The 25,371-nt window shown below is 31.7% G+C and carries 24 protein-coding genes; 3 read left to right on the top strand and 21 right to left on the bottom strand.

The window, feature by feature from the left end:
• Positions 1–156: 156 nt before the first annotated feature.
• The 14 genes from C1I91_RS01360 to C1I91_RS01295 form a co-directional block, all read right to left on the bottom strand.
• Positions 157–1,494, bottom strand: a complete 1,338-nt coding sequence (locus tag C1I91_RS01360) for a replicative DNA helicase (protein ID WP_128210882.1) — start codon at positions 1,492–1,494, stop codon at positions 157–159.
• Positions 1,495–1,655: 161 nt separating this feature from the next.
• On the bottom strand, positions 1,656–3,557 hold the full coding sequence (gene lonC / locus C1I91_RS01355; RefSeq protein WP_128210881.1) for a Lon family ATP-dependent protease: 1,902 nt from the start codon (positions 3,555–3,557) through the stop codon (positions 1,656–1,658).
• Positions 3,558–3,571: 14 nt separating this feature from the next.
• On the bottom strand, positions 3,572–4,018 hold the full coding sequence (gene rplI / locus C1I91_RS01350) for a 50S ribosomal protein L9 (RefSeq protein WP_128210880.1): 447 nt from the start codon (positions 4,016–4,018) through the stop codon (positions 3,572–3,574).
• 1 nt (position 4,019) lies between these two features.
• On the bottom strand, positions 4,020–5,978 hold the full coding sequence (locus tag C1I91_RS01345) for a DHH family phosphoesterase (RefSeq protein ID WP_238475906.1): 1,959 nt from the start codon (positions 5,976–5,978) through the stop codon (positions 4,020–4,022).
• Positions 5,979–6,011: 33 nt separating this feature from the next.
• Complete coding sequence (locus C1I91_RS01340) at positions 6,012–7,007, bottom strand: DUF2232 domain-containing protein (RefSeq protein WP_128210879.1); 996 nt, start codon at positions 7,005–7,007, stop codon at positions 6,012–6,014.
• A gap of 14 nt (positions 7,008–7,021) precedes the next feature.
• Positions 7,022–7,339 (bottom strand): MazG-like family protein, encoded by a 318-nt coding sequence (locus C1I91_RS01335; protein WP_128215879.1) that lies wholly within the window; start codon positions 7,337–7,339, stop codon positions 7,022–7,024.
• A gap of 665 nt (positions 7,340–8,004) precedes the next feature.
• Positions 8,005–9,810, bottom strand: coding sequence for an LTA synthase family protein (locus tag C1I91_RS01330; RefSeq protein WP_128210878.1), 1,806 nt, complete (start codon positions 9,808–9,810; stop codon positions 8,005–8,007).
• Complete coding sequence (locus C1I91_RS01325) at positions 9,773–11,593, bottom strand: GtrA family protein (RefSeq protein WP_128210877.1); 1,821 nt, start codon at positions 11,591–11,593, stop codon at positions 9,773–9,775. Before C1I91_RS01325 ends, C1I91_RS01330 begins: the two co-directional genes overlap by 38 nt.
• 343 nt (positions 11,594–11,936) lie before the next feature.
• Positions 11,937–12,173 carry a 30S ribosomal protein S18 gene (rpsR, locus tag C1I91_RS01320; RefSeq protein ID WP_202127775.1) on the bottom strand — a complete coding sequence of 79 codons (237 nt, stop codon included), beginning with the start codon at positions 12,171–12,173 and terminating at the stop codon, positions 11,937–11,939.
• A 52-nt stretch (positions 12,174–12,225) separates the two neighbouring features.
• Positions 12,226–12,675, bottom strand: a complete 450-nt coding sequence (locus C1I91_RS01315) for a single-stranded DNA-binding protein (RefSeq protein ID WP_128210875.1) — start codon at positions 12,673–12,675, stop codon at positions 12,226–12,228.
• Positions 12,676–12,690: 15 nt separating this feature from the next.
• Entirely contained in the window at positions 12,691–12,978 is a 288-nt protein-coding gene (rpsF, locus tag C1I91_RS01310; RefSeq protein WP_128210874.1) for a 30S ribosomal protein S6, read from the bottom strand.
• 108 nt (positions 12,979–13,086) lie between these two features.
• Positions 13,087–13,281 (bottom strand): DUF951 domain-containing protein, encoded by a 195-nt coding sequence (locus C1I91_RS01305; protein ID WP_128210873.1) that lies wholly within the window; start codon positions 13,279–13,281, stop codon positions 13,087–13,089.
• A gap of 38 nt (positions 13,282–13,319) precedes the next feature.
• Positions 13,320–14,216: a mechanosensitive ion channel family protein gene (locus C1I91_RS01300; RefSeq protein ID WP_128210872.1), complete on the bottom strand. Its 897-nt coding sequence runs from the start codon at positions 14,214–14,216 to the stop codon at positions 13,320–13,322.
• A gap of 13 nt (positions 14,217–14,229) precedes the next feature.
• Positions 14,230–14,472: a putative Se/S carrier protein gene (locus C1I91_RS01295; protein WP_128210871.1), complete on the bottom strand. Its 243-nt coding sequence runs from the start codon at positions 14,470–14,472 to the stop codon at positions 14,230–14,232.
• A 704-nt stretch (positions 14,473–15,176) separates the two neighbouring features.
• Between C1I91_RS01295 and C1I91_RS01290 the strand changes: the two genes are divergently transcribed.
• Genes C1I91_RS01290 through yyaC form a run of 3 tightly spaced genes read left to right on the top strand, consistent with a single transcriptional unit; the run spans position 15,177 to position 18,038 of the window.
• On the top strand, positions 15,177–16,334 hold the full coding sequence (locus tag C1I91_RS01290) for an aminotransferase class V-fold PLP-dependent enzyme (RefSeq protein WP_128210870.1): 1,158 nt from the start codon (positions 15,177–15,179) through the stop codon (positions 16,332–16,334).
• A complete protein-coding gene (ytvI, locus tag C1I91_RS01285) occupies positions 16,334–17,392 on the top strand; it encodes a sporulation integral membrane protein YtvI (RefSeq protein ID WP_128210869.1) in 1,059 nt (352 codons plus the stop codon). Before C1I91_RS01290 ends, ytvI begins: the two co-directional genes overlap by 1 nt.
• A gap of 49 nt (positions 17,393–17,441) precedes the next feature.
• Positions 17,442–18,038: a spore protease YyaC gene (gene yyaC / locus C1I91_RS01280; RefSeq protein WP_128210868.1), complete on the top strand. Its 597-nt coding sequence runs from the start codon at positions 17,442–17,444 to the stop codon at positions 18,036–18,038.
• 4 nt (positions 18,039–18,042) lie between these two features.
• Here the strand turns inward: yyaC and C1I91_RS01275 are convergent, their stop codons facing one another.
• The 7 genes from C1I91_RS01275 to mnmG all read right to left on the bottom strand — a co-directional run bounded on the left by C1I91_RS01275 (position 18,043) and on the right by mnmG (position 25,365).
• Positions 18,043–18,291: a YkuS family protein gene (locus tag C1I91_RS01275; RefSeq protein ID WP_128210867.1), complete on the bottom strand. Its 249-nt coding sequence runs from the start codon at positions 18,289–18,291 to the stop codon at positions 18,043–18,045.
• A 484-nt stretch (positions 18,292–18,775) separates the two neighbouring features.
• Positions 18,776–19,285: a DUF4446 family protein gene (locus tag C1I91_RS01270; RefSeq protein WP_128210866.1), complete on the bottom strand. Its 510-nt coding sequence runs from the start codon at positions 19,283–19,285 to the stop codon at positions 18,776–18,778.
• A gap of 50 nt (positions 19,286–19,335) precedes the next feature.
• On the bottom strand, positions 19,336–20,202 hold the full coding sequence (locus C1I91_RS01265) for a ParB/RepB/Spo0J family partition protein (protein WP_128210865.1): 867 nt from the start codon (positions 20,200–20,202) through the stop codon (positions 19,336–19,338).
• A gap of 4 nt (positions 20,203–20,206) precedes the next feature.
• Entirely contained in the window at positions 20,207–20,974 is a 768-nt protein-coding gene (locus C1I91_RS01260) for a ParA family protein (RefSeq protein WP_128210864.1), read from the bottom strand.
• Between the two features lie 828 nt (positions 20,975–21,802).
• Complete coding sequence (noc, locus tag C1I91_RS01255) at positions 21,803–22,588, bottom strand: nucleoid occlusion protein (protein WP_128210863.1); 786 nt, start codon at positions 22,586–22,588, stop codon at positions 21,803–21,805.
• Positions 22,589–22,744: 156 nt separating this feature from the next.
• Positions 22,745–23,464, bottom strand: coding sequence for a 16S rRNA (guanine(527)-N(7))-methyltransferase RsmG (rsmG, locus tag C1I91_RS01250; RefSeq protein WP_128210862.1), 720 nt, complete (start codon positions 23,462–23,464; stop codon positions 22,745–22,747).
• A 2-nt stretch (positions 23,465–23,466) separates the two neighbouring features.
• Complete coding sequence (mnmG, locus tag C1I91_RS01245; RefSeq protein ID WP_128210861.1) at positions 23,467–25,365, bottom strand: tRNA uridine-5-carboxymethylaminomethyl(34) synthesis enzyme MnmG; 1,899 nt, start codon at positions 25,363–25,365, stop codon at positions 23,467–23,469.
• Between the last annotated feature and the right edge of the window lie 6 nt (positions 25,366–25,371).

Here is a 25,371-nt window from a genome sequence, read left to right as displayed (position 1 = left end):
TACATTGTTCAAACAGAAGTTGTACACCTTTAGTTGCTTCCTTCTACTTCTTAGTATTTAGTTTTTTAATGTGTTTTAAGCAACTATGCCCGTCACATTCCATAATTGTTATTCACCTCTCGTTTTTATTTACCATAAAACTCTTAATATTTCTCATTAATGTACCACATCAAGATTACCAAACTTACTGTATTGTCCTAACCATGCTAGCTTAACTGTACCAACTTCACCATTTCTGTGCTTAGCAATTATACATTCACCAACGTTTTTATCTTCAGTTTCTTTGTTATAGTATTCATCTCTATACAAAAACATAACCAAGTCAGCATCCTGCTCAATAGAACCAGATTCTCTAAGGTCAGATAGCATAGGTCTATGATCAGCTCTTTGTTCAGGGGCACGGGACAACTGAGATAAAGCTATAACAGGACATTGCATTTCCTTTGCTAAAGCCTTTATACTTCTAGATATTTCAGAAACTTCTTGTTGCCTGTTTCCATCCGATGAACTGCTACCACTCATAAGCTGAAGGTAATCTATCATAATTAAGTCTATACCATATTCCATCTTAAGTCTTCTACACTTAGATCTCATTTCCATTACAGTTACGCCGGCAGTATCATCTATATATATCTTAGCTGCAGATAGTGGACCAGCTGCTCTAGCGATGTTTTCCCAGTCCTTATCTTCTAGATTACCAGTTCTAAGACTAACCATATCTACGTTTGCTTCAGAGCATAAAAGCTTATAAGCCAACTGCTCCTTAGGCATTTCCAGAGAAAATATTACTACACTTTTACCTTCCCTAAGTGCAGCATTTTCACAGATGTTAAGTGCAAAGGTAGTCTTTCCCATTGATGGTCTTGCTGCTATTAGAACCATGTCTCCTCTTTGGAAACCTGAAGTTTTAGTATCTAGATCTACGAAGCCTGATGGGACTCCAGTTAAGGACCCTTTATTGTTGAAAAGTCTCTCAATCTCTGCAAAACCTCTTTCAAGAATTGCACTTAGCGATTCAAAGTCTCCAGTATTTCTTTTTTCTCCTATTTCAAATACTCTTTTCTCTGCTGAATCTACTACCTTTTCTACGTCATCTTGGCTGTTATAACAGTCTTCTATTATTTCAGTAGAAGATCGTATTAATTTTCTTAAGGTAGCTTTTTCTGATACTATCTTTATATAAGAGCTCAAATTAGCAGTAGTAGGAACAGACCCACTTATTTCAGTTACATAAGTCATTCCGCCTGCTTTTTCTAATCTATCTGTGGCCTTCAAATATTCTAATAGAGTTACCAAATCAATAGGTTGATCTTTTTGAATCATCTCAGATATGCTTAAAAATATAACCTTATGAGCTTCTCTATAAAAGTCATCCGGTGTCAATGCTTCTGCTGCCTGAGCAATTGCTTGCCTATCGATTATCATAGAGCCAAGAACTGATTGTTCAGCTTCTATACTCTGTGGTAAACTCCTCATGATAGGTGTATTTTCCATATGATTCGCTCCTTCTCCATTATATTTGCATATAATATTATGAAATCTTTTTTATAATTAATCAATAGATTTATGAAAAAATCACAAATCTGTTTTCATAAACTAAAATGAGGCTGACCATAATGCATTCTTATATACATTATGGACAGCCTCTTGGCTTCTTATGCTTCAAACACTATTTCCATAAGTGATTCAATAGTTTCTACAGCTTTAACCTCTATATCAGTTAATCCCATAGGAACTTCTTTTTCATTATCCTTAGGTACTACAACTAGCTTAATGCCTTTTCTTCTAGCTCCATATACCTTTTCAAATATTCCTCCTACAGGCTTAACTTTTCCTCTAAGAGATATTTCTCCAGTAACAGCTACATCTTGTCTGATAGGCTTATTTAAAAGAGCACTTATTATACATACTGTTATAGCTGCACCTGCTGAAGGTCCATCAATGTTTCCTCCACCAATCACATTAACATGTATATCATAATCTTTAATGTCTTTATCAGTTAGCTTTCTTATTACAGAAGCTGCATTAAATACTGAATCCTTAGCCATTGAACCAGCAGTTTCATTAAATCTAACCTGTCCAGCTCCTTTATCCTTAGCTTCAAAAACAGTAGCTTCTATTTCTAAAGTAGAACCAAGGAATCCAGAAACCCCTAATCCATAAATATGACCTACTTCTGCCTTTAACTGATTGTCTACTCTTTCATAAGGTATGTATCTACCTATTGATATTACCTCTTCCACATCTTTCAGTGAAACAGTTACTTTCTCAGGTACATTATCCTTGAAGTTGTACAATGCATATCCATAAGCGTCTGCAAGTATGTTTACAGCTTTTCTACCTTCTATAGTATATCTTGATATTAATTCCTCTACTCCAGCTTCAAGCTCAACCTGAAGCTTTTCAGCAGCATCTAATATTATCTTCTTTATATCAGTTACAGTAAGAGGTTCAAAATATACCTCTGTACATCTTGATCTAAGTGCTGGATTAATCTCACCTGGATCTCTTGTAGTTGCACCAATAAGAACAAAATCCGCAGGAGCTCCATTCTCAAATAGATACTTTATATACTTTGGTGTATTTTCATCATCAGGATCATAGTATGAAGAAGAGAATTCTACTCTCTTATCTTCTAATACCTTCAAAAGCTTATTCTGAAGTATATCATCTAGTTCTCCTATTTCATCAATGAACAATACTCCACCGTGGGCATCAGTAACTAAACCTGGTTTTGGTTCTGGAACACCAACCTCAGCTAAGTCTCTTTTGCTTCCTTGATATATTGGATCATGAACTGATCCAAGTAAAGGATTAGTTATTTCTCTAGGATCCCATCTTAGGGTTGTACCATCAACTTCTATGAAATTGGACTTATCATTGAATGGTGTAAAACTAAGCTTCTTAGCTTCTTCTAAAGCTAATCTAGCTGCAGTAGTCTTACCTACACCTGGAGGTCCATATAGAATTATGTGTTGAGGATATGGTGATGCTAACTTAGAAATTAGTGATTTTATAGCTCTTTCCTGTCCTATAACCTCTTCAAAAGAAGAAGGTCTAACTAAACTCATTATGTTTTTATTAGGAACCTTAGCATCTAGAGTTTCAAACTGAGCATATTTCTTTAGGGTCTTTGCATTTTCAGGCCCCTTTTGTTTTCTGATTATTCCTAGCTTCATTTCATCGATATATTTATCTTGCTTTTCCATTATAGCATCTTGGACTTGCTCCTCGATCCTATTCTGTATATACTTTCTTGCTAGCTCTTCTGATAACCATCCATAAGTATCTTCCAATGCTTCATGAAGATTAGCTTCAGATGGAACAGCCTTTAAGCCCTTACCATCTGAAACTATTTTATTAAGTGCGTATAGTCTTTCATAAACATTATTAGACTTAACATACTTATTTAACTTATGTCTTACAGTTCTAGCTCTAACAGCACCTTCATCAAGCACATTCTTTGCGACCTCAAAAAGTACACTGACTTGAGAATCTAAAGTCATGCCACTTTTAAAAATATCTTCTAAAACATCTATATCATTTTGTGATTTCAACCTATGACTCCTCCTTATTCTTGTGGAGCAATAACAACCTTCATCTTAGTGCTAACTTCTGGATATAATTTAACTTCTATATCATAAGATCCTGCTAGCTTCAATGTGTCCATTACAATCTTTTTCTTATCTATTGTCACATTGTATTGTTTCTTTATAAGCTCAGCTACATCTTTACTAGTTATAGCTCCAAATAATCTACCACTATCACCTGTTTTTGCTACTATCTTTATTTCTTTATTCTTAAGCTCATCAGCTAACTTTTGAGCTTCTTCTATCTCAGCTAGTTTCTTTCTTCTCTCAGTTTCTTTCTTAGCATTTAATACATGTAGATTTGAATCATTTGCTTGTTCTGCTAGATTTCTAGGAAATAGATAGTTTCTAGCATATCCATCTGATGCTTCTATAACATCACCTTTCTTACCTAACTTCTTAACATCTTGTAATAAAATAACTTTCATTCTATTCACCTTCCCTTAAATTATCTGATATAGCTTTCTGTAATAGCTTCTTAGCTTCTTCAATAGCTACATCTGTTAGTTTAGCTCCTGCCATAGTCATATGACCACCGCCTCCAAGGGATTCTAAAATAATTTGGACATTGACTTCACCTAAGGATCTTCCACTTATGTGAATGTCTCTATCTATTTTAACAAAAACAAAGGAGGCTTGAATACCTGTAATATTTAGTAGATCATCCGCAACCTGTGCAGCTATGACAGTTTGTGTTACATTTGGTGGACAAACAGCAATAGCTATATTATTTACCACCTCAGCAGATCTTATAGTTTCTGCTTTTTGTATATGACTTTCTAGATCGTTACTAAAGAATCTTTTTATATCTACTGTGTCTGCCCCAACCCTTCGCAAGAACGAGGCAGCTTCAAAGGTTCTTACACCTGTTTTAAACACAAAGTTCTTTGTGTCCATAGCTATTCCAGCAAGAAGCGCTTCAGATTCAAGCTGATATAGCTTTGGTTTATCCAGCATATACTGAACCATCTCTGTCACAAGCTCTGACGTAGATGAAGCATATACCTCTATATAGGTTAATAGCGCCCCCTCTATAAAGTCAGGACTTCTTCTATGATGATCAATTATAACAATCTTTTTGCTCTTTTCAAATACATTCTTATCTAAAACATATCCATTACTATGGACATCAACAATTATAAGTAAAGTATCATCATCTATGTTTTCAGCAGCTTCTTCAGAATCTATAAATACACCTTCATATTCTTTAATCAATCTTATCTTATCTAGAAAGCCATCTATAGCTCTAGTATCATTGTTAAGCACTATATTGCACTGCTTACCTAGTTGCCTTACAACCGCTGCTATACCTACTGCTGCACCAAAGCAATCCATATCTGGGTTCTTGTGTCCCATTATATATACCTTACTGCTCTCATATATCAAGTCTTTAAGTGCATGACTAACAACTCTAGCTCTTACTCTTGTTCTTTTTTCAAGCTCTTTTTTGTTACCACCAAAGAAGAATATCTTTTCTCCTTTTTTCACTACTGCCTGATCCCCGCCTCTTCCAAGAGCCAGTTCTTTAGCAGTAATTGCATATCCATGGTTTTGAGCTGGAGAGCTTCCACCTCTTCCAACACCTATACTAAGGGTAACTTCCATCTTATTGCCTAAGTTTATTTCTCTAACCTTATCTAGTATATCAAATTTAGTTGAGATTTGAGAGTCTATACCATAATCAGGAACAGAAAGCACATATTTATTATTATCGTACTTTCTTATCATTGCATTTAAAGCTTGCGCATATAAGTTAATAGTTTTCTCAACTTCTGCGATAAGGAATGGACCATTATTCTCTTCAGTCATCTTTACCACTTCATTGAGGTTATCAACTTCTATAAGCATTATGCTTTCTTTTGTTGCTTCTGTTATGTTAGTTATATCATTGAAGTAAACTAAATATATATCATCAAAGTCTCTTATTTTTATATTTCTCGAATAAACCTCATAAATCCTCCTATTTAACTTCAATTTATGAGATATCTTACTTGAAGACTTTATTACCTCTTCTACTTCCAATCCTCTTACTATTGAAGATACTAGTTCTCCATTGTAATTAATAGATTCAAAGGTATCCTCAAACATCTTATTATGCCAGATCAGTTCTCCATCTTCTTTTATTATAGCTAGAGCATATATCTGAATCAGCATAGTTTCCCTTACAAAGTCTTCAATTAAATAAGTTATATCTATATTTTTAGGCTTTGCATTTTCATCATTGTTATTTTTTTCAGTATCATATAGATAAACTATCATAGCTATAGGTATCAATAATATCAAATATGCAATATCTTTATACCCTTGGAATAACATAATAAATGATATTATTATACAAATAATTATTATAATCATATAAGTCGATTTTTTTGTCTTAGAATTTTTCATACTATGGGCTCCCCCTTAAAGCTACTCTCAAGGCTATTTACTAAGAAACTTTCTCCTCAAGGCATTTCCAAGACTATTTGGATCTAATCCTCTAATATCAAGCAATAAATCTATTAAGCCAACATAAAAAAGGAAGACTTGAAATGCTGAAATAATAAAGAAACCACATATAACACCGGCCAGTGCCTTATTTACCTTAAACTTCTCAGTTAGATAGTAAAAAGTCACAGCAGCTCCAACTACAACGAAGGCATAATCAAATATTATCATAGAACTTGAATAGATATAATTGCCTATGTATATGCCTTTAGATTTCAACACTATCCCTACACAAACAAAAACAATAATTAATGCTCCGATTCTATTATCCAAATACCACTCTTTAAAGCTTCTTATTGGGCTAAGTTTAATATTGAAATTCTTTAGAAGCTTCTGCGCTACTAGATAGTTTAATATTGACGTAACTACAACAACCACTATAATACCACCAGGAATACTAAACAAAAAAAAGTTTACATCTAAGTTTTTAATCTGATCATATAATGGATTATTAGCAGAGTTCATTCCCATATTCTTAGACATCTCCGCACTTTGCTTAATCATGTCTACAATTTGCTCAAGCATCTTTGTCAAGCTCATATTTAATATAATATATATGTTTATATACCAACTTACAATGGATCCTACTAAGTTAGTTACACTTGTTATAATCATAGTAAATGTAGCTTTATATCCTCTAGAAAAAGAAAATCCTAGTGCTAATCCAGATAAGCCATATACCACTACAGCTGATATTGAGTGCATTGGATCAACAAACATGCTTATCAATACGCTACTTACTATTATACATAGTATTGAAACAACTCTGTTATGTCTTATATACAGTAAAGCTATAGGTATTGGAAGTATAAAGCTTCCTATCGATCCTATTATAGGAATATACGCAGTAATTAAAAACAATATAAATACCACTATTGACATTAGTCCTGCTTCTACTGTAGATCTTGCAGTATGTTTATTATTATTCATCTTTTCCTCCAATGTTAGGTTCTTTCTTTAAGATGACTATGCAGCCTACTTAAATTTTTACCATCCCGTTCTATATTATCCCCCTCTACGATGCCAATTTTTATTTTTTTCTTCATATCCTCATCTACTTCGATAAAAGAATAGCCTAATTTATCTGCTAGTAGATACAAAATTATTATTGCCCCGGAAATACACTCCAATATAGCATCATGTGCCACATTGCTTCCTTTAGTCAATAATCTAAAAAATTCAGCTATTACTCCTAAGAGCTGAGCCTTTAAATCTTCTATAATTTTTATATCAGACATAATATTGAAATTATCTTTTTTCATCATATCAACCTCATATCCCTTTAATATATTATATATTTTAGTTTTTTTCCCATGGTATTTCAACCAAATATATCTAAAATACATTATTTATATGCTATTTTCTAAATTATTTTTATATTTCAACTAAATACGTTAATTTACTTCATTAATAATACTATACTTCCTACTTTTATTATACTTTATAAATTCTTTAACTGCATAAGTATTTATTATATAAAAAATTCACTAAAGTGATCTTCTTTAATATTTTTTTGCACATCTGCCTTTCAGAATATATATGAGGAAAACCTGGCAGACGAATAAGATTTATTTTTTACTGTCTATCCTAAATAATTGTTCTAAGGTCTTTATATTTACAGGTTTGGCTATCAAAAGAATATAACGTCTATTTAAGCTCTCTTGTCATGTTCGTCCTTGTTTTTTATCTAAAATATAAATTCTTAAATAATAACAAAAAAGCATTCATAACTGGAATATTAATTCCTTTCTATGAATGCTTTCTATAGATATACCAATCCAGCGTATACCATATACCACTTAAATCCTTAGACTCAAAATAAAGTTTTCGATAAATCTACGAAGTTTCTATTTTGATAAATTTCATTATGAAGTAGTATTTCTATACATATATAACTTCATAATAAGATTTATATTTTCAACTTCTCCTACTTAGCCTCACCTTGGCTCTTATAATATTCGTTCAATATATATTTTCTACCTATGGAGTAGCTATCTTCTACATGCTTCTTTTCTGCATCATTTGATGGCGTTCCTTTTAAATCACCAGTCTTCACAATAGTTGAATTTTTCTTGGTATTAACAAGTATTCTCCCCATTGCATAGTCCATATATGATTTATCTTCATTTCCTATGAGGTAAGATATTGTTGGCATAAAGTCTACCTGTCCCCCATAAGAATGTATTACCTTTCCTGACATTCCTTTTGAATATATTATGAGAGGAATTCTTCTATCGTATCCTTCCCACCAGTTGCCATCATAATTTAAGTCTTTTATCTTATCATTATAGTACTTATGAACACCGCAATGATCTCCATAAATAACAAGCACAGTATTGTCTAGCAGCCCTTCGTTTTGTAATTTATCTACGAACATACCTATTTGCTTGTCTGAGTAATTAAGACTTTGAAAATATCCACCCAAAAAGTTTTTATCAATATTTTCAGGTAAGCTTAAATATCTATGATCCTTATCAATATTGAAAGGTCCATGACTAGACTCTGTAGCAGCCATTAGATAAAATGGTTTAGGTAATGCCTTTATCTTATCAGAAAGCTGCGTTAAAAAGGTTCTATCTGACAAGCCAAATCCAACATACTCATCATGCTTAAATTTTGTATAGTCCCATTTCTCATCAAAACCTAGAAGTTTATGTGTCTCTCCCCAGTTCCAATCTCCACCTTGATCCACCTTTGCAGATACAGTATAATAACCATTTTTCTTTAAAAGCTTTGGTAAGGAGTAGTAATTCACTTGCCCTTCATCTAAAAAGGTAATTCTATCTCCTAGGGTAAACACAGATGTATTTACCAGCATGTCACAATCTATACTATTGCCTCCATTATTCTGCTCGAAGATATTATCAAAATACAAACTATTATTAAGCATCTTATTTAAATTTGGAGTTATTTCCTGACCACCAGCTTTTTTGTTAATAACAAAGTTCTCCATAGATTCTATCTGAAGAAATATAACATTTTTCCCTTTAAAGATTCCCTTATATTCATTGTCTGGGACAGTCTCCTTGTTATCCTTTATCCATTGCTTAACTTGGCTTATTTCTTTATCATCTTTTTTTCTTTCTAACTTATTCACGGTATCATAAGCCTCAAAAACATGGTATGCAACCGGACCTAAGCTCATCATATTTATCTTATAGGACCATTGTCTTTTAAAAAGCTTTATATCACCCTTTGTTATATCTTTTACATCAACCAAATATTCTATAGTAATTATTGATAAAAGACTCAATAGCAACATTCCCAAAAAAACTTTCTTTCTACTTGGTATATTCGAAGAATTTCTTCTGAATAGAAAAAGTGCTATAAATACAACAATATCTACAACGAATATTACATCTATAGGTTTAAAGTTTATTAAGGCACTGCCATATGGGTTAAATAGATCCTTATAAAATATAAACTTTATTCCCCAAAAAGAAAAGTTTCCCCTATAATACCACAAGTCTAATATCATAATTAACGTATATATTATATTTAAAAAAAAGCAGTAAACAACTGCCTTTTTCTCTTTCATCATGTAGGATACAGAAATCAACAAAGTTATAATGCTTATCTTGTAAATAAGTACTATGTAGTCACGATTAAGACCACCTATACTAGATGCATCCTGTGAATAGAATAAAGATGTAAATAATATAGTTTTTATAATTATTGATATTATATTTAATTCTCTAAACCAATTCTTTAGGTTTATCAATCTGCTTTTCATGTTTTTCTTCTCTCCTTTTCATCCAGAATTGCTGCACTAGATAGTTTATTAATGCTGCTAATATAATGATTGGTATAGGTGCAGCCTTTTTACTTGCAATACCATTGTATACAACTACGTATACAACTAATATGCCTGCTATTATAGAAAAGATAGAGCTTATAGAAAGCTTGATTAAAACCCCAAAATCCACCTTGCTTTTGAATATATCTTTTCTGTAAAGTATGAAGGTTATTATAGCCGCTATTATGTAGCCTATAAATATACTCAAAACATAGTTCACTTTAAAGGCAGTTAAGGAATAATAACAAATTGTAGGAACAATCACATTTGCTACTCCTATAGATATATCTTCTCGTCTATCCTTTATGTTAATAGTATCTTCCGAATTATTTAAAGCCATAAATATCATAAGCCAGCAGGCTATAAAAGAATATCTATCCTGCGATTCAGTTATAAGATATAACATTGAATATCCGCAAAAAATTATATAAAACATCATCACTAAAGGATTCTTTAAAACACCCTTCTTATTATATAAGCTTAGATAGCTTAATATCAGAAGTATTACATAGAATAGTTGGAATGCTAGTGCTCCTCTATCCTCTACGTTTACTACCATCTTATCTGGATCAGTACCTCTAACAGCCCAATAAGAGGCACTGAAATCACCTTCTCTCCATTGGAAGGAGAACTTTCTAAGATAAAAAACTACTAGTCTACTTACAGGAGTGTTTGTAAGTCTCTTTTTAATCTCTTCCTTGCAAGCCTTTGCTAAAGCTTCATTATCGTTTTCATACTTATCAAACATCACCGCATCTTCATGATTCCATCTTCCCCAACTGTCTTGATTAGTCCCCTTTAAAACTGATGTCCAAGCACTTTCACTGCCCTTCCATAGATCAAACTGGGTTATTCCAACAGCTTTTAGTGTACTGTTTATTCCCACAAAAGGAATTATAAAGGCTAATAATATGCACATGCTTTTCTTTACCTTTATCAATAAAGTATCCTTATTATAAATGAATAAAGTCATAAGATAAGCTATAAGCATTACTTGTCCAACAGCTCTAAATAGATGTCCTATCATCAATACAAACCCTGCTGCAACCATATATTTCTTACTTTTGCTAAGTCCTGATATAAATAAATAGATACTCAATAAATAGAAAGGTATAGCCATGTTTTCCGTACAGTATACCCCTGTATAAATTAATAGCGGCGGATATAAAGCAGTTATAAAAGCTCCATAATAAGCTTTCTTCACACTACCCTTAAATATCTTCCTACATATGCCATATATAATTAATACATTGGAAGAAGATAAAATAACATTAATTATTTTTAAAACTATTAATGGATATGAAAAGAATTTTCTTATAAAAGCAAAATATAATACTAAGCCTGTTAGATGTGGAAATCTAGCTATATAGCTTGTACCTCTAAATCCAGATAAGTCTCCATTCAAGAAATCTCCAGCAACTATATATGCTCTATTAAAATCAGAGATAGGCCTATTGTCTATGGAAAGTACCCATACTAACCTTAATAAAAAACCTACAGCTAATAAAAACAACAAAATATTTTTACTACTGCACTGTTTCCTAATCATATAGTAAAGTGTTACCCCAATGCCTATTATTAGAAAAATAGCTATTATGGTGAATAAGAACATGCCCTTCGTCATATACATCGCAAGTTCTACAGATGATACAACTAGTATTGTAAAGAACAACACCCTAAGAACATATAATACAAAATTACTAAATTTGTTACTATTCATCAATTATATACCTCATGTTATATTATTTTACAGATGTATATAATATTATCATATTTTTGAACACTTGTTTACATCTTTAAGCTTTTTTAATCTTATTGTAATACTTTCTTAACACATTTGTTTAAGTTATTGAATTTATTACCTATATATTCCGTTATTTAAAAAATTAAATATTAATTCATAACTTAAATAAATTAATATTTAATTTTTTAAAAAGAGAGTCCCTTTAGTATATTTTATTGATTATCTATAATTTCAATTCTCTCAAATATAGTTTTTCTTTTTAAGAATTCTTTTATAGCAAAATTAAAATCCCACAATATAAATTGTGGGATTTGACTACTTATTCTGTAGTAAATGGTAGTAATGCTATGTTTCTTGATCTCTTTATAGCATCAGTTAATTGTCTTTGATGCTTAGCACATGTTCCTGAAATTCTTCTTGGAAGTATCTTTCCTCTTTCAGTAACATACTTTCTTAGCTTATTTATATCTTTGTAATCGATAGAAGTAGCTTTTTCAACACAAAATGCGCAAACCTTTCTCTTAGATCTTCTCATTTTGCCGCCGTTTCTCTTCATTCCACCGTTGTTATTATCTCTGCTCACTTTTTTCCCTCCTTACCTTTTAGAATTAGAATGGGATATCTCCATCATCTACAGGAGTCATATCCTCATCAAAGCTCATACCACCAAATGGATCATTTGACGGAGCTCCATATTCAGAACCGCCACCAAAATTATTGTTTCCAGCTTGTGAGTTTCCAGCTCCTCTTCCAAGGAATTGAACCTCTTCAGCCACTACTTCAGTGACATATCTTTTTGAACCATCTTTGGCGTCATAAGTTCTAGTTTGAATTCTACCGCTTATAGCCATTTGGCTACCTTTACTCATGTAATTAGCTGTAGATTCAGCTTGCTTTCCCCATACCACTACTGATATGAAGTCTGCTTCTCTTTGACCTGATTGACGATTAAACTTGTCAACGGCAAGAGTTAGAGTAGTAACCGCAGTTCCTGCTCCTGGTGTAAATCTTAGTTCAGGATCTTTTGTAAGTCTACCTATAAGAACAACTCTATTCATTTCTTATACCACCTCTTACTTTTCTTCCTTTACTATTATGTGTCTTAACACGCCATCAGTAATTCTGAATATTCTGTCTAACTCTCTTGGTAATTCTGGACCAGCAGTAAAGTTAATTAAAGTGTAGTAACCATCATTAACCTTTGATATTTCGTAAGCAAGCTTTCTCTTACCCCAAAAATCAACGTTATCTATAGTTCCGCCACCATTTTCTATTACACCCTTGAATTTTTCGATAGAAGCCTTAACAACCTCTTCTTCAAATGTTGGATGTAGTATAAATATAGTTTCGTACTTTCTCATCACATTCACCTCCTCCCTTTGGACTAGCGGCAATGCATCGCATTGCAGGGATCCACAATGAGATATTATATCATTTTAAATCAAATTATGCAAGTTTTATATTTTGTCTTAAGATATTTCATTTGACTTAACTATCTTCTTTATTCCCTTTTGAAATTTTTGCCTTGAAAGCATTACTATTCTTTCACAGCCTACACATTTTATCTTTATGTCCGCACCTAGTCTTATGATCTCCCATTCGTAACTTCCACAGGGATGCTGTTTCCTCATTTCAACGATATCACCTAAGTTAAATACCTGCATATATATTCCCTCCATATATCCATCATTAATGTATAATACTATGCTTCTTTGTTTTTATTGATAGTAGTAGCTTGAGGAGTCACGTGTGGAATCCTTATTTGATATTTATCAAACTCAACTTTAATCTTCTTCCTCAAGTCCCTCTCAATAGCCCACTGCATCATAGGCTTTGCAGATCCTGATAGCCTTATAACTATTCCAGTCTGACTAAAGGATGTAACCCCTACTACCTGTGGCTTATCAATTATATCATTATTATCCTCTGAGTAACTATCACAAACTCTGTTTATTAAATCAATTGCTTTATCCACATTTTCTTCGTAGTCTATTTCAATATCAAGCATAACCCTCATATTTCCTCTTGAGTGGTTAGTGACTGTACTTATACTTCCATTAGGAATTAGGTGTATGTCTCCGGAGAAATCTCTAAGCTTAGTAGTTCTTATACCTATACTCTCCACAATACCGCTAAACTGCCCTATAGTCACGTAATCACTTACAGCATATTGATCTTCAAATAATATAAACACACCGTTTATAAGGTCCTTAACAATGCTTTGAGCACCAAAACCAACAGCTACTCCACCTATACTTGCAAAAGTAAGCGATATTCCGTTAAACAATCCAGACAGTATCCCAACTATGCCAAAGAAATATACTGTATATCTTAGTATACTCTTAAGCAATTCACCAATGGTGCTGGCTTTTTTCTCATCCATGGTAAATCTATGTTCGCTCTCAATCTGCTTTTTAACAAACTTATCTATTATGGAATTACCTATTCTTATAGCTAAATACATAATAAAAACTATACCTAAGATAATAAACAGTCTCCATAGGATATCATTAATAGTTTGGAACTTTATTGGTATACTACCAATAATCAGTTGTTCTTTATCAAAATCTATAGAGAAAATCTTATTAATTTCTGCCATTTACGATCCCCCATTACTTATAAATTGTCAATCCTGCTTGGTTAATTAAATATATATTTTTGAAGTTTATCTCTTTATCTAGATCACCTTCAATGTTGCTTAGAACCTCATCATTAAATCTTATACATATACCACAGCTTTGAGTTATGTATGTTGGTGTAGGCATAACCATTATATTCAATCCCTTGTTCTTTATAAACTTCTCTGTACCTATAGCATCATGTGTATTCTTAAAAACCATTATGTATTCTTTCATAAAATTTAGCTTTATATTAAGCCTTTCCCTCCTATTATATATAATTATAATTCTCTAAAGAGTAAAATATATTAATATTAACGCACTAATATTACTTAGCTATGGACTTTTCATTAGTGAATTTAATACTACAATCAATTATAATAAATATTATAACCAATTGAGTACTAGTTTTCCTTACTTTTTATTAAACATTAATAATTGTTTAATATTCCTGTTATCACTACATTAATTCAGTTAGAACAATAATTTTTATATATTAATTTATTTTGCATCAATTATATATATATTGTCTAGAATTATATTAAGATGTACTAGCATACTCATTTGGAAAATGGATACAATTGTGCAAAATGTGGTTATTTTTGATTATATTTAATTGATTATATAAAGTTTAACTAAAATCTATAAATAGATTTATGCAGAGACTCATTTCCATTTTATTACAGTTATTGTTTTAGTCCATATACTTTTTTTATGCTTCGTTTAAGAACCTTATTGAAATTATTAGGTTGCAAAGTAGATGCTATATGATGGAAATATTAGAGCAAACTGATAAAAGCATCGGATGACTGACCACTTAATTTCAACACAGTACTTTAACAGAGCCTAGAATTAATATTAGATCTTATGATTATTACAAGTATTGTTAACATGTAGGAAAAACACCACTATACAATTGTTTAAAGTAAAGGATGATTTTTATGAATATTTATTTTGATAACGCTTCTACTAGCTTTCCAAAACCACTATCGGTAAGCCAATCGGTTTATGATTTTATGATTAATAGCGGCGGCAATGCCGGTAGAGGAGCATCTGCATCTTCACTAAAAAGTAGTGAACTAGTATATGAATGTAGAGAGGCTTTATGTAACTTCTTTAATTTTGATAAAACTGAAAATGTTATATTTACGCAAAACATAACCCATTCTTTAAATATACTTTTACTTAGTATCATAAAAGATGGATGGCATGTTATAACATCATCTATGGAGCATAATTCTGTTTTGAGACCACTTACCCTATTAAAAAATCAAGGAAAGATAGAGCTTGATATTGTGCAGTGCAATTCAGATGGGCTTATAGATGTGACTTCTATCGAAAAGCTGATAAAGTCAAATACTAAGCTTGTAGTTTTATCTCATGCATCTAATGTGGTTGGCACTATTCAGCCACTAGAACAGATAGGACTCTTTTGTAAACAAAACAACCTATTTTTTATTGTTGATACTGCCCAGTCCGCTGGTAGCACCTTAGTAGACTTTAAAAAATTAAACTGTGATGCTCTTGCTTTTACTGGACATAAAAGTCTATTAGGTCCACAAGGCATTGGTGGTTTTTTAATAAATGATAAATTAAATGAAATCGCTTCTGTAATATTTTCTGGAGGCAGCGGAAGTATGTCAAGCTCTCTTATTCATCCAGATTATCTTCCAGATAAATTTGAATATGGAACACTTAACTTACCAGGCATAGTTGGACTCAAAGCCGGCATAGACTTTATAAATAAAGAAGGCTTAACTTCAATACGCTCAAAAGAAAAACTTTTGACTAATAAAATCTTGGATATTTTTTCTGACTTAAAAGAAATTGATGTTCTAGGCTACAAATCCACTAATAAAGAAAGAACTTCAGTTATATCTTTTAATGTGATAAATAGAGATCCATCTGAAATTGCGTATTTGTTAGACAACCAGTATGGAGTAATAACAAGAACTGGCTTGCACTGTGCACCTCTAGCTCATAAAACTATTGGAACATATCCAACAGGAACTGTTAGAATAAGTCCCGGATACTTTAACAACTTAGATGAGGTAGACATACTATTCAAAGCACTAAAAAATATTATAGGAGGTAATTGATGGACAAATTGCAACAACGGATTGAACGACTAGGTGTATTCTTCATACTTTACACCTTATTTTTCTACTTATTTTTTTCCACGCTAAAATATACAATCCCCTTTGTATTAGCTATCTTATCAGCTTTACTACTGAGGTATCCTACAAGGTTAATGATTGAAAAACTTAAGTTTAAGGATTGGTTAGCCTCTTTACTAAGCACCCTAGTATTCTTTGGCTTCTTTATTTCATTAAACATAATCATATGGACATCCATAGTCAATGAATTAATAGGACTTATAAGGTATCTTCAAAAGCTTATAGCTAATAATTCATCAGATATATATAACTACTTTATGTCCTTACAAGATTACCTTTCTCACTTGAATATCGACCCTAGTATAGTGGATACAGTACAGAAGAATCTTTCATCTTCAGCAACTAGACTTATAAATCTAACCATAGGAGCCGGCTCATCTTTAGTTCAGTCTATATTAACAGTTTTGAGCTATGTTCCTTATATAGGTATGGTTGTAATATTTACTCTTATTACCACCTATTTCTTCACTAAAAAGGTAGCTATATCAACAACCTCTGGCTTATTAAGCTTTATACCAACTGGGAGCGAAAAAGTAATATTGGTGATAAATCATGTGAGAAAAATGTTAAAGAACTATATATTATCCTATCTGTTAATAATATTTATAACATTTATCTTTACCTTTATTGGTTTTACCTTATTCAGAGTAAAGTATAGTCTAATCTTAAGTATTCTATGTGCTGTGTTAGATTTACTTCCTGTACTAGGGATTCCACTGGTATATATACCACTAGCTATAATGAACGTATTGGCGAAAAACTATGTGACTGGTTTTGGAATATTGATATTATATGCAATTGTATTTTTTGTTAGACAAATAATAGAGCCTAAAATTATGTCTACCTCTTTAGGACTAAACCCATTGGCCGTTCTTGCTGCAATCTTTATAGGAATACAAGCAGGTGGGATAATAGGAATGTTATTTTGTATGTTCTTGGTAGTGTTCTATGAAATCTTTAGAAAAGTTGATGTGCTATAGTATAAACACCTCCTCTATTGGTAATAATTCCATTAGAGGAGGTGTCTTTATGTCAAACAGATTTACAACAGATTCAACAAATATAAGTTCTCCATTTCTAATAAGAGATTATTTATATGATGAGCTTACTCCTATTTTAAAGCAAAAAAGACCTGTTGTATGTATATGTATAGGGACTGACAGATCAACTGGAGATGCTCTTGGCCCCTTAGTTGGAGAAAAACTAAAATATATGATTCAAAGTGAAGTATATATTTATGGCAACCTTAAAGATCCAGTACACGCTAAAAACCTTAGTTCAGTTTTAGACGAGATTCAATGTAAGTTTAATAATCCATTTATTATCGCCATAGATGCTTGTCTTGGCGATATTGATAACGTTGGCAAAATTTATATTGAAAAAAAGCCACTTTTACCTGGAATGGCTGTTAATAAGAATCTTCCTCCTGTAGGAGATATAAGTATCTTAGGTGTTGTAAACATCTCAGGCAACTTAGAGTTCATGGTACTTCAGAACACTAGATTGTATACCGTTATGACTATTGCAGATGCTATATCTAGAGGTATATATCATTGTATTCTAAAATCTATAGGTTTCAAGAAAAATCCTGTTGAAGCGAAAATAGAGAGTATACTTTCCAAGTAATACTTCAAATTATAGTTGAGTATACTCTATTTATTAATATATTTTCTATATCATCTATATCCTTACTTCCACTATCTATAATAAGTACGCCTTCTGATTTATAACTTTTACATGACGGCAAGTGTGAAATATCTTCCTCTTTTAGATTACATATAATCGCATCGTATTGCTCGTTACAAGATACAATGTTATATCCTCTTTCTTCTAGTCCATTTTTAATATTTTTCAATTCATCAGAGACATATAAATTCATATTTATTCCTCCTTTGAATACTAGTTTACCTTTATATAAGTATTTTATTCTATATATACCTAAAAGTCGCTAATGTTTTCTACATTAGTGATTTTTTCGCATGAGACTTTCCTCAAGCTATGTGAGTAAATTAAAAAAGAAATCCTAACTTTCTTTTTACTATTTCTAATATATACATTTAATCCATCTCCACCTTCTCATCCGCAGGTTTATTTATAATATAGATTTCTACCGAAAATGTAAGTCTTCTCATTATACTTTACGGTGGCTTTTCTTTATGAGTTTTTTTATATAAACCTAGTGTTTTCATTATACTTTTGTTAAGGCCTACCCCTTACAGGTAATTCTTGCTAAGGAACTTTATTCTTTATACTTAGTGATACTTTAGCCATCATATGTGATTGTTACACAATAAAAAGATGGTATCCAAATAAAATGGACACCATCTTTTTATAAGTTAAGTTTTCATAAAGGATACTTATATTTAATGTATATTTACTTTATTTATAGCTTGATTTAATACAGTAATTTCTTCTTCAGATAGGTCATATCTTGATATTCCCTTATCAATTGGTTTAGCATATGTAGTACTATCATTTCTACTATAGATACCAGTTAAAATAACGCCATCATTATTGTCATCTAATATGGCTACTGAGAAGCTTAAATCACTTCCTACATCCTCAAAGGCCTTATATCTTACCATAGATATCTTTTGAACACAGCCCTTCATCTTTTCTTCTATAGTAGCACAATTATCTAATGCAGCTTGTGAATTTTTATTAGCTTCATCTATTTTATCTAAGTAGCTTGAAACCAACTCTTCTAAATTCTTATTATTTACACCTCTCATCATTCTTCTATACTTCTTTTCAACCTTACCTAATGAATTGAAAAGAACAATAATTAATATAAAAAACAGTATAACTATTGCTGCAAGTGCTACTACTATATATGGCATGAGATTTTGTATGATACTAATTATATCCTCCATATTTACGTCCCTTTCTAAGATAAAATTATAAATGTTTCACGTGGAACATTTTAAGGCTTCATTATTTCGATTATTCTCTGCAAATCTTCTTCTGAATAATACTCTATCTCAATCTTTCCTTTGTTCTTCTTAGAGTTTATGTTTACCTTAGTACCAAAAAAGTTTTGAAGTTGGTTTTGTATATCCTTATAATATGGATTCAATGTTTCAACTTCTTTCTTATCATCAGTAACTTTTTCTTTACTTAAGTACAATTTTATTATTCTTTCTATGTCTCTTACAGATAAGCTTTCATCAATAACCTTTTGGGCAAACTCGTATTGTTTATCTTTATCGCTAACAGCCAAAATAGCTCTTCCGTGCCCCTCACTAATTATACCTTCAATAATATAGCTCTGCACTCTTTTATCTAGATTAAGTAATCTTATTGTATTGGAAATAGCTGTTCTTGACTTACCGATTCTCTCACTTAGCTGTTCTTGAGTAAGTGAAAATTCTCCAAGTAGCTTTTCATATGCCTGAGCTTCTTCTATTGCATTTAGATCTTCTCTTTGTATATTTTCAATTAAAGAGATCTCTAATATTTCTTTATCATCTATATCCATTATGATTGCAGGAACTTCCTTCAGCGCAACTTGTTTTGCTGCTCTCCATCTTCTCTCACCTGCAATTATAATATAGCTATCATTTTCTTTTTTTAATATTAACGGCTGTATTATCCCATGATTTTTTATAGACTCAGAAAGTTCATTTATTTTATCATTGTCAAAATATCTTCTTGGCTGCTTATCATTAGCCTTAATACTATTTAGAGGAATCATAGTAGCTGATTTATTATTAACTTCATCATTCTCTACATTATCATCTTCAGGAATTAAAGCTCCTAATCCTTTTCCTAATCCAAACTTCTTACTCACCTAATCACCCCTTCTGACGATCGATAAATTCATTAGTTAATTGCTCATAAGCTTCTGCACCTTTACACTTTTCATCGTAAAGCATTATTGGCAACCCAAATGAAGGAGCTTCTGCTAATCTTATATTTCTCGGTATTGTAGTTTTGTATACTTTATCTTTAAAATATTTTTCTACTTCTTTATAAACTTCATTGCTAAGATTTGTTCTCGAATCATACATGGTCATTATAACACCCTCTATGTCGAGATTTTTGTTCAACGATTTCTTTACTAATTGTATCGTATTGATAAGTTGTCCAACACCTTCTAGTGCATAGAACTCACATTGTATTGGTATCAAAACAGAATCACATGATGTCAGCGCATTTATAGTTAGAAATCCTAACGAAGGAGGACAATCTATAAAAATAAAATCAAAATCATTTTCTACTTCTTTAATCTTTTCTTGCAGTATTAATTCTCTTTTTTCTTTATCAATTATTTCAACTTCTGCACCTGCTAGTTCCATCTTTGCTGGAGCTATATACAAATTAGATACTAATTCGCTTTGTTTAATTATCTCACTCAATGCTACATCATTTGTTACAACATCATACATAGACTTTTCTAATTTTCTCTTGTCAATTCCCAACCCGCTTGTAGTGTTTCCCTGTGGATCTATATCAATAGCTAAAACTTTGAATCCAAGCATCGCTATATAGGAACACAGATTAATATTAGTGGTTGTTTTTCCGACTCCGCCTTTTTGGTTAAATATACATATCTTTTTCATATTCAACTCCAAGTTATTATAACTTTGAGTCATCCACCTCCTTTCGTCATATATAAATATTATATATTTATATATGAAATATTTAAAGTGATTAATTATGAATTTTACTGTTTCACGTGAAACAATTAATACTTTTTTTCTAGAATTCTTACATTCTAGGCTTGTCTACAACCTTTTTATAATAAGTATGATTTATTATATTATTCTCAATGAAAATTTATATCTCTATATGATACTTTATTTTACTTTCTAACATAGTAGTGCTCTTGAATAATAAATGTTTTGATCATCTTCCCCCTTTATTAAATATAAAATAAGCCTGTTAAACTACTGTGTTGAAATTAAGCTATCAATCATACAATACTTTAATGATAGATGTCTCACATCTCAATAAATCCTATATTTAAAAATTATCTCGCCAAAACCTGTAATAGTTTTAAAAATAGTTTAATGGTCGAAATAATACATCCGCTCAGCTAAATAGATATAGTGTCTCCTTCTTAACCACTTAATTTCAACAATACTATTAAACATATGCAATTTTGCAAGTTCTTATAAATTAAAAAATCGCCAACGCGACCTTCTTCAGCGCTCTTTTGCCCATATCCCTTCCCAATTGTATATGAGGAAAATTTGGCAGCAGAATAATATTTTTTTATTGTTTATCCTAAATAAATGTCCAAACACCTTAATATCACTGAGTTTAGCTAAAAAAGACTATCCTTTCATACTTAAAAAAGCTTTTTAATTACACTATTGTGATAACTTTAGATTTCGTTGCAAATTCCTAGACAGCAAAAAAGGCTACTACTAGAGTAACCTTTCTATCTACTTTGCCGCGTTCTTAGGTATATTAACTGTTATTTGAACGTATTCACCACAGTCTTTTGACTTATATTCAGCTGGTATTTTAAACTTATCAAACACTTGCTTTATAGAATTCACATAAATCTTTGCTGAGAAAACTCCTGTTATTCTTTTCTTTCCTTCTTTAGATAGACTTTCCCCAGCTAGTTTTAAGAGTTCTTTGTTTATCAAGTCTTCAGTATTTTTTACATTAAGACCTTGTTTTATAACTTTATTAATAACCTTCAACTGCAATTCTTCGTTAGGTAAAGAAAGTAATGCTCTTGCATGTCTTTCAGTTAAATTATTTGATATGCAAATATTTCTTACTTCATCTCCTAGCTTAAGAAGTCTTAATTTATTTGCTATTGTAGATTGCTTTTTTCCTAATCTTTCTGCCAATTGTTCCTGTGTAAAATGATGATCCTGAATTAGATTATAGTAAGCCTCAGCCTCTTCCATGAAGTTCAAGTCTTCTCTTTGTAGGTTTTCAAGTAAAGCAATCTCTGCTGACTCAGAATCAGTTATGTCCACAATGGTGCAAGGCACCTCTTCTAGATTGGCAAGTCTAGCTGCTCTCCATCTACGCTCTCCTGCAACTAGTTCAAATATTTCTCCTCTTACTCTTACAGTAAGTGGCTGAATTATCCCATGTTCTCTTATAGATTGAGATAGTTCACCAAGGGCCTCTTCATTAAAAAATTTTCTTGGTTGATAAGTATTAGGAATTATTTTATCAATATTGACATGAACAATTTCTTTATGCATTTCCCATCCATCCTTACGAAAAAAGTTAAAACACATCTTATTCCATTATTTAACAAATTCTTTATAAAATAGAATTTCCCTTCTTTTTACATCGAAAAATATTACGACAATATATATTATATTATGTATATTTATATTATAAAACTACATATACTTCTATTTTATAGGTTTTTTTGTAATACTTCCAGCTTTTCTTGGATAAGTTTTTGGTGTTTCTTTCATTTTTTTGACAACAACTAAATTGTGCTTTAAATCAGTATCTTCTATATTAACCTGTATTACTTCTAAAAGTCTTCCTCCTAAAGTAGCCACAGCATTTTTAGACTCTTCTAATTCTTCTTCTATTGCTGGTCCCTTAAGAGCTATAAAGTGACCATTTACTTTAACGTATGGTATACAAAGTTCTGATAACACACACATATTAGCAACAGCTCTTGAAGTAGCAATATCAAAACCTTCTCTTAATTCACTTGTTCTTGCGCCATCCTCAGCTCTTGAGTGAATTGTCTTTACATTGTTCAATCCTAATTTATTTATAACTTCGTTTAAAAAGTTAACTCTTTTATTAAGCGAATCGAGCAAGGTAACCTTTAAATCTTCTCTTATTATAGCTATAGGTATGCCTGGAAATCCAGCTCCAGTTCCTACATCTATCAGATTAGCTGCAGATTTAAATAATGGTGAGTTAAACGCCTTTATTGAATCCACAAAATGTTTTTTTATTATCTGTTCATCTTCAGTAATAGCTGTAAGGTTAATCTTCTCATTCCATTCCTTAAGTAACTCCATATATGTAATAAACTTATTATACTTATCTTCATTAAATTCTACATCAACAGAGCTACAAGCTTCTTCTAGTATATCATAATATTTCATTACTACACTTCCTCCACTGTATTACTATTATTTCTGAAATAACCTTCTAAATATATAAGTAATACTGAAATATCCGCTGGCGAAACTCCAGATATTCTAGATGCCTGACCTATACTTATAGGACGGATCTTTGATAACTTTTGTACAGCCTCAATTCTTAAACTATTAACATTGCTATAATCAATATCCTCAGGAATACGTCTATTCTCAAACTTCTTAAACTGAGCTACTTGTTCTAGTTGTTTCTCTATATACCCTTCATACTTGGCAACGATGTCCACCTGCTCACCTATATCATATGGTAATTCTGGTCTATCTTTATCTAATTCTGCTACTGAGAAATAACTCAATTCAGGTCTCTTAATAAGCTCATACATACTAATAGGCTTTCTAAGCTCTGCTGATCCTAATGATTCTAAGAATTGATTAACCTCTTGCTTGTTAGTAATCTGAAGATTTTTAAGTCTCTCTAACTCTGAATCTATATTATTCTTTCTTGTCATGAATCTCTCATATCTTTCTTCAGTAACTAATCCAGATTTATAACCAATAGGTGTCAGTCTTAAATCAGCGTTATCTTGTCTTAATAGCAATCTATACTCAGCTCTAGAAGTCATCATTCTATAAGGTTCATTAGTTCCTTTTGTAACTAAGTCATCAATTAGAACCCCTATATATCCATCACTTCTAGTTAGTATCATAGGCTCTTTTTTTTTAACCTTTAATGCAGCATTTATTCCTGCAACAATTCCTTGTGCAGCTGCTTCTTCATATCCTGAGCTACCATTTAATTGACCTGCTCCAAACAATCCTTCGATATTTTTAAACTCTAATGAAGGTTTTAGCTGAGTAGGATCTATGCAGTCATATTCTATAGCATAAGCAGTTCTCATCATCTCCACATCTTCAAGTCCAGCTATGGTCTTAAGCATCTCCACCTGAACATCTTCTGGTAGTGATGAGCTCATTCCTCCAACATACATCTCAGAGGTATCTTCTCCTTCTGGTTCTATGAAAATTTGATGTTGGTTCTTATCTTGGAATCTCATAACTTTATCTTCAATCGATGGGCAATATCTAGGTCCAACACCTTCTATTGATCCATTGTACATAGGAGATCTGTGGATGTTTTCTTTTATTATGTCATGAGTTTTATCGTTAGTATAGGTTAACCAACAAGAAACCTGTTCTCTATCTATGTTATCACTCATAAATGAGAATGGTATTATTCTTACATCTCCAGGCTGTTCAACCATCTTAGTAAAATCTACTGATCTTTTATTTATTCTAGCTGGAGTTCCTGTCTTAAATCTTCTAAGTGAAATCCCTAAGTCCAAAAGACTTTTCGAGAACTCATTTGCAGGAAACAACCCATTTGGTCCTCCATTATAACTTACATCACCAATTATTATTCTAGACTTCAGATATGTTCCTGTGCAAACAACAACAGCCTTAGTTTTAAAGTAAGCTCCATTTTTTGTCTGAACACCTACTACTTTTCCGTCCTCTACGTCTAATTCTATAACCTCAATTTGTCTTATATATAGGTTTTCTTGATTTTCAAGTACTCTCTTCATCCTTTGTTGATATTTCTTTTTATCTGCTTGTGCTCTAAGTGAGTGTACAGCTGGTCCCTTGGATGTATTAAGCATTCTTGATTGGATAAAAGTATTATCTATATTGATCCCCATTTCTCCACCAAGTGCATCAACTTCTCTAACTAAGTGTCCCTTTGCTGTACCACCTATATTAGGATTACAAGGCATTAAAGCTATACTATCAAGATTCATAGTACATACTAGTGTCTTGCATCCTATTCTAGCGGAAGCTAGCGCTGCTTCACAGCCAGCATGACCAGCCCCTATAACAATTACATCATATTCACCTGCTAAGTATTTCATATTAAT

The organism is Clostridium manihotivorum, assembly GCF_004015185.1.
Classification (GTDB): domain Bacteria; phylum Bacillota; class Clostridia; order Clostridiales; family Clostridiaceae; genus Clostridium_AR; species Clostridium_AR manihotivorum.
Note: the sequence above shows the minus strand (reverse complement) of the source record. Positions and strands in the feature narration are given on the sequence as shown.

What these genes read in the sequence shown, in the direction of transcription:
- C1I91_RS01360 (WP_128210882.1), bottom strand. Translation starts at nt 1,494, where the DNA reads ATGGAAAATACACCTATCATGAGGAGTTTACCACAGAGTATAGAAGCT.
- rplI (WP_128210880.1), bottom strand. Translation starts at nt 4,018, where the DNA reads ATGAAAGTTATTTTATTACAAGATGTTAAGAAGTTAGGTAAGAAAGGT.
- C1I91_RS01345 (WP_238475906.1), bottom strand. Translation starts at nt 5,978, where the DNA reads ATGAAAAATTCTAAGACAAAAAAATCGACTTATATGATTATAATAATT.
- C1I91_RS01340 (WP_128210879.1), bottom strand. Translation starts at nt 7,007, where the DNA reads ATGAATAATAATAAACATACTGCAAGATCTACAGTAGAAGCAGGACTA.
- C1I91_RS01335 (WP_128215879.1), bottom strand. Translation starts at nt 7,339, where the DNA reads ATGAAAAAAGATAATTTCAATATTATGTCTGATATAAAAATTATAGAA.
- C1I91_RS01330 (WP_128210878.1), bottom strand. Translation starts at nt 9,810, where the DNA reads ATGAAAAGCAGATTGATAAACCTAAAGAATTGGTTTAGAGAATTAAAT.
- C1I91_RS01325 (WP_128210877.1), bottom strand. Translation starts at nt 11,593, where the DNA reads ATGAATAGTAACAAATTTAGTAATTTTGTATTATATGTTCTTAGGGTG.
- rpsR (WP_202127775.1), bottom strand. Translation starts at nt 12,173, where the DNA reads ATGAAGAGAAACGGCGGCAAAATGAGAAGATCTAAGAGAAAGGTTTGC.
- C1I91_RS01315 (WP_128210875.1), bottom strand. Translation starts at nt 12,675, where the DNA reads ATGAATAGAGTTGTTCTTATAGGTAGACTTACAAAAGATCCTGAACTA.
- rpsF (WP_128210874.1), bottom strand. Translation starts at nt 12,978, where the DNA reads ATGAGAAAGTACGAAACTATATTTATACTACATCCAACATTTGAAGAA.
- C1I91_RS01305 (WP_128210873.1), bottom strand. Translation starts at nt 13,281, where the DNA reads ATGCAGGTATTTAACTTAGGTGATATCGTTGAAATGAGGAAACAGCAT.
- C1I91_RS01300 (WP_128210872.1), bottom strand. Translation starts at nt 14,216, where the DNA reads ATGGCAGAAATTAATAAGATTTTCTCTATAGATTTTGATAAAGAACAA.
- C1I91_RS01295 (WP_128210871.1), bottom strand. Translation starts at nt 14,472, where the DNA reads ATGAAAGAATACATAATGGTTTTTAAGAATACACATGATGCTATAGGT.
- C1I91_RS01290 (WP_128210870.1), top strand. Translation starts at nt 15,177, where the DNA reads ATGAATATTTATTTTGATAACGCTTCTACTAGCTTTCCAAAACCACTA.
- ytvI (WP_128210869.1), top strand. Translation starts at nt 16,334, where the DNA reads ATGGACAAATTGCAACAACGGATTGAACGACTAGGTGTATTCTTCATA.
- yyaC (WP_128210868.1), top strand. Translation starts at nt 17,442, where the DNA reads ATGTCAAACAGATTTACAACAGATTCAACAAATATAAGTTCTCCATTT.
- C1I91_RS01275 (WP_128210867.1), bottom strand. Translation starts at nt 18,291, where the DNA reads ATGAATTTATATGTCTCTGATGAATTGAAAAATATTAAAAATGGACTA.
- C1I91_RS01270 (WP_128210866.1), bottom strand. Translation starts at nt 19,285, where the DNA reads ATGGAGGATATAATTAGTATCATACAAAATCTCATGCCATATATAGTA.
- C1I91_RS01260 (WP_128210864.1), bottom strand. Translation starts at nt 20,974, where the DNA reads ATGAAAAAGATATGTATATTTAACCAAAAAGGCGGAGTCGGAAAAACA.
- noc (WP_128210863.1), bottom strand. Translation starts at nt 22,588, where the DNA reads ATGCATAAAGAAATTGTTCATGTCAATATTGATAAAATAATTCCTAAT.
- rsmG (WP_128210862.1), bottom strand. Translation starts at nt 23,464, where the DNA reads ATGAAATATTATGATATACTAGAAGAAGCTTGTAGCTCTGTTGATGTA.
- mnmG (WP_128210861.1), bottom strand. Translation starts at nt 25,365, where the DNA reads ATGAAATACTTAGCAGGTGAATATGATGTAATTGTTATAGGGGCTGGT.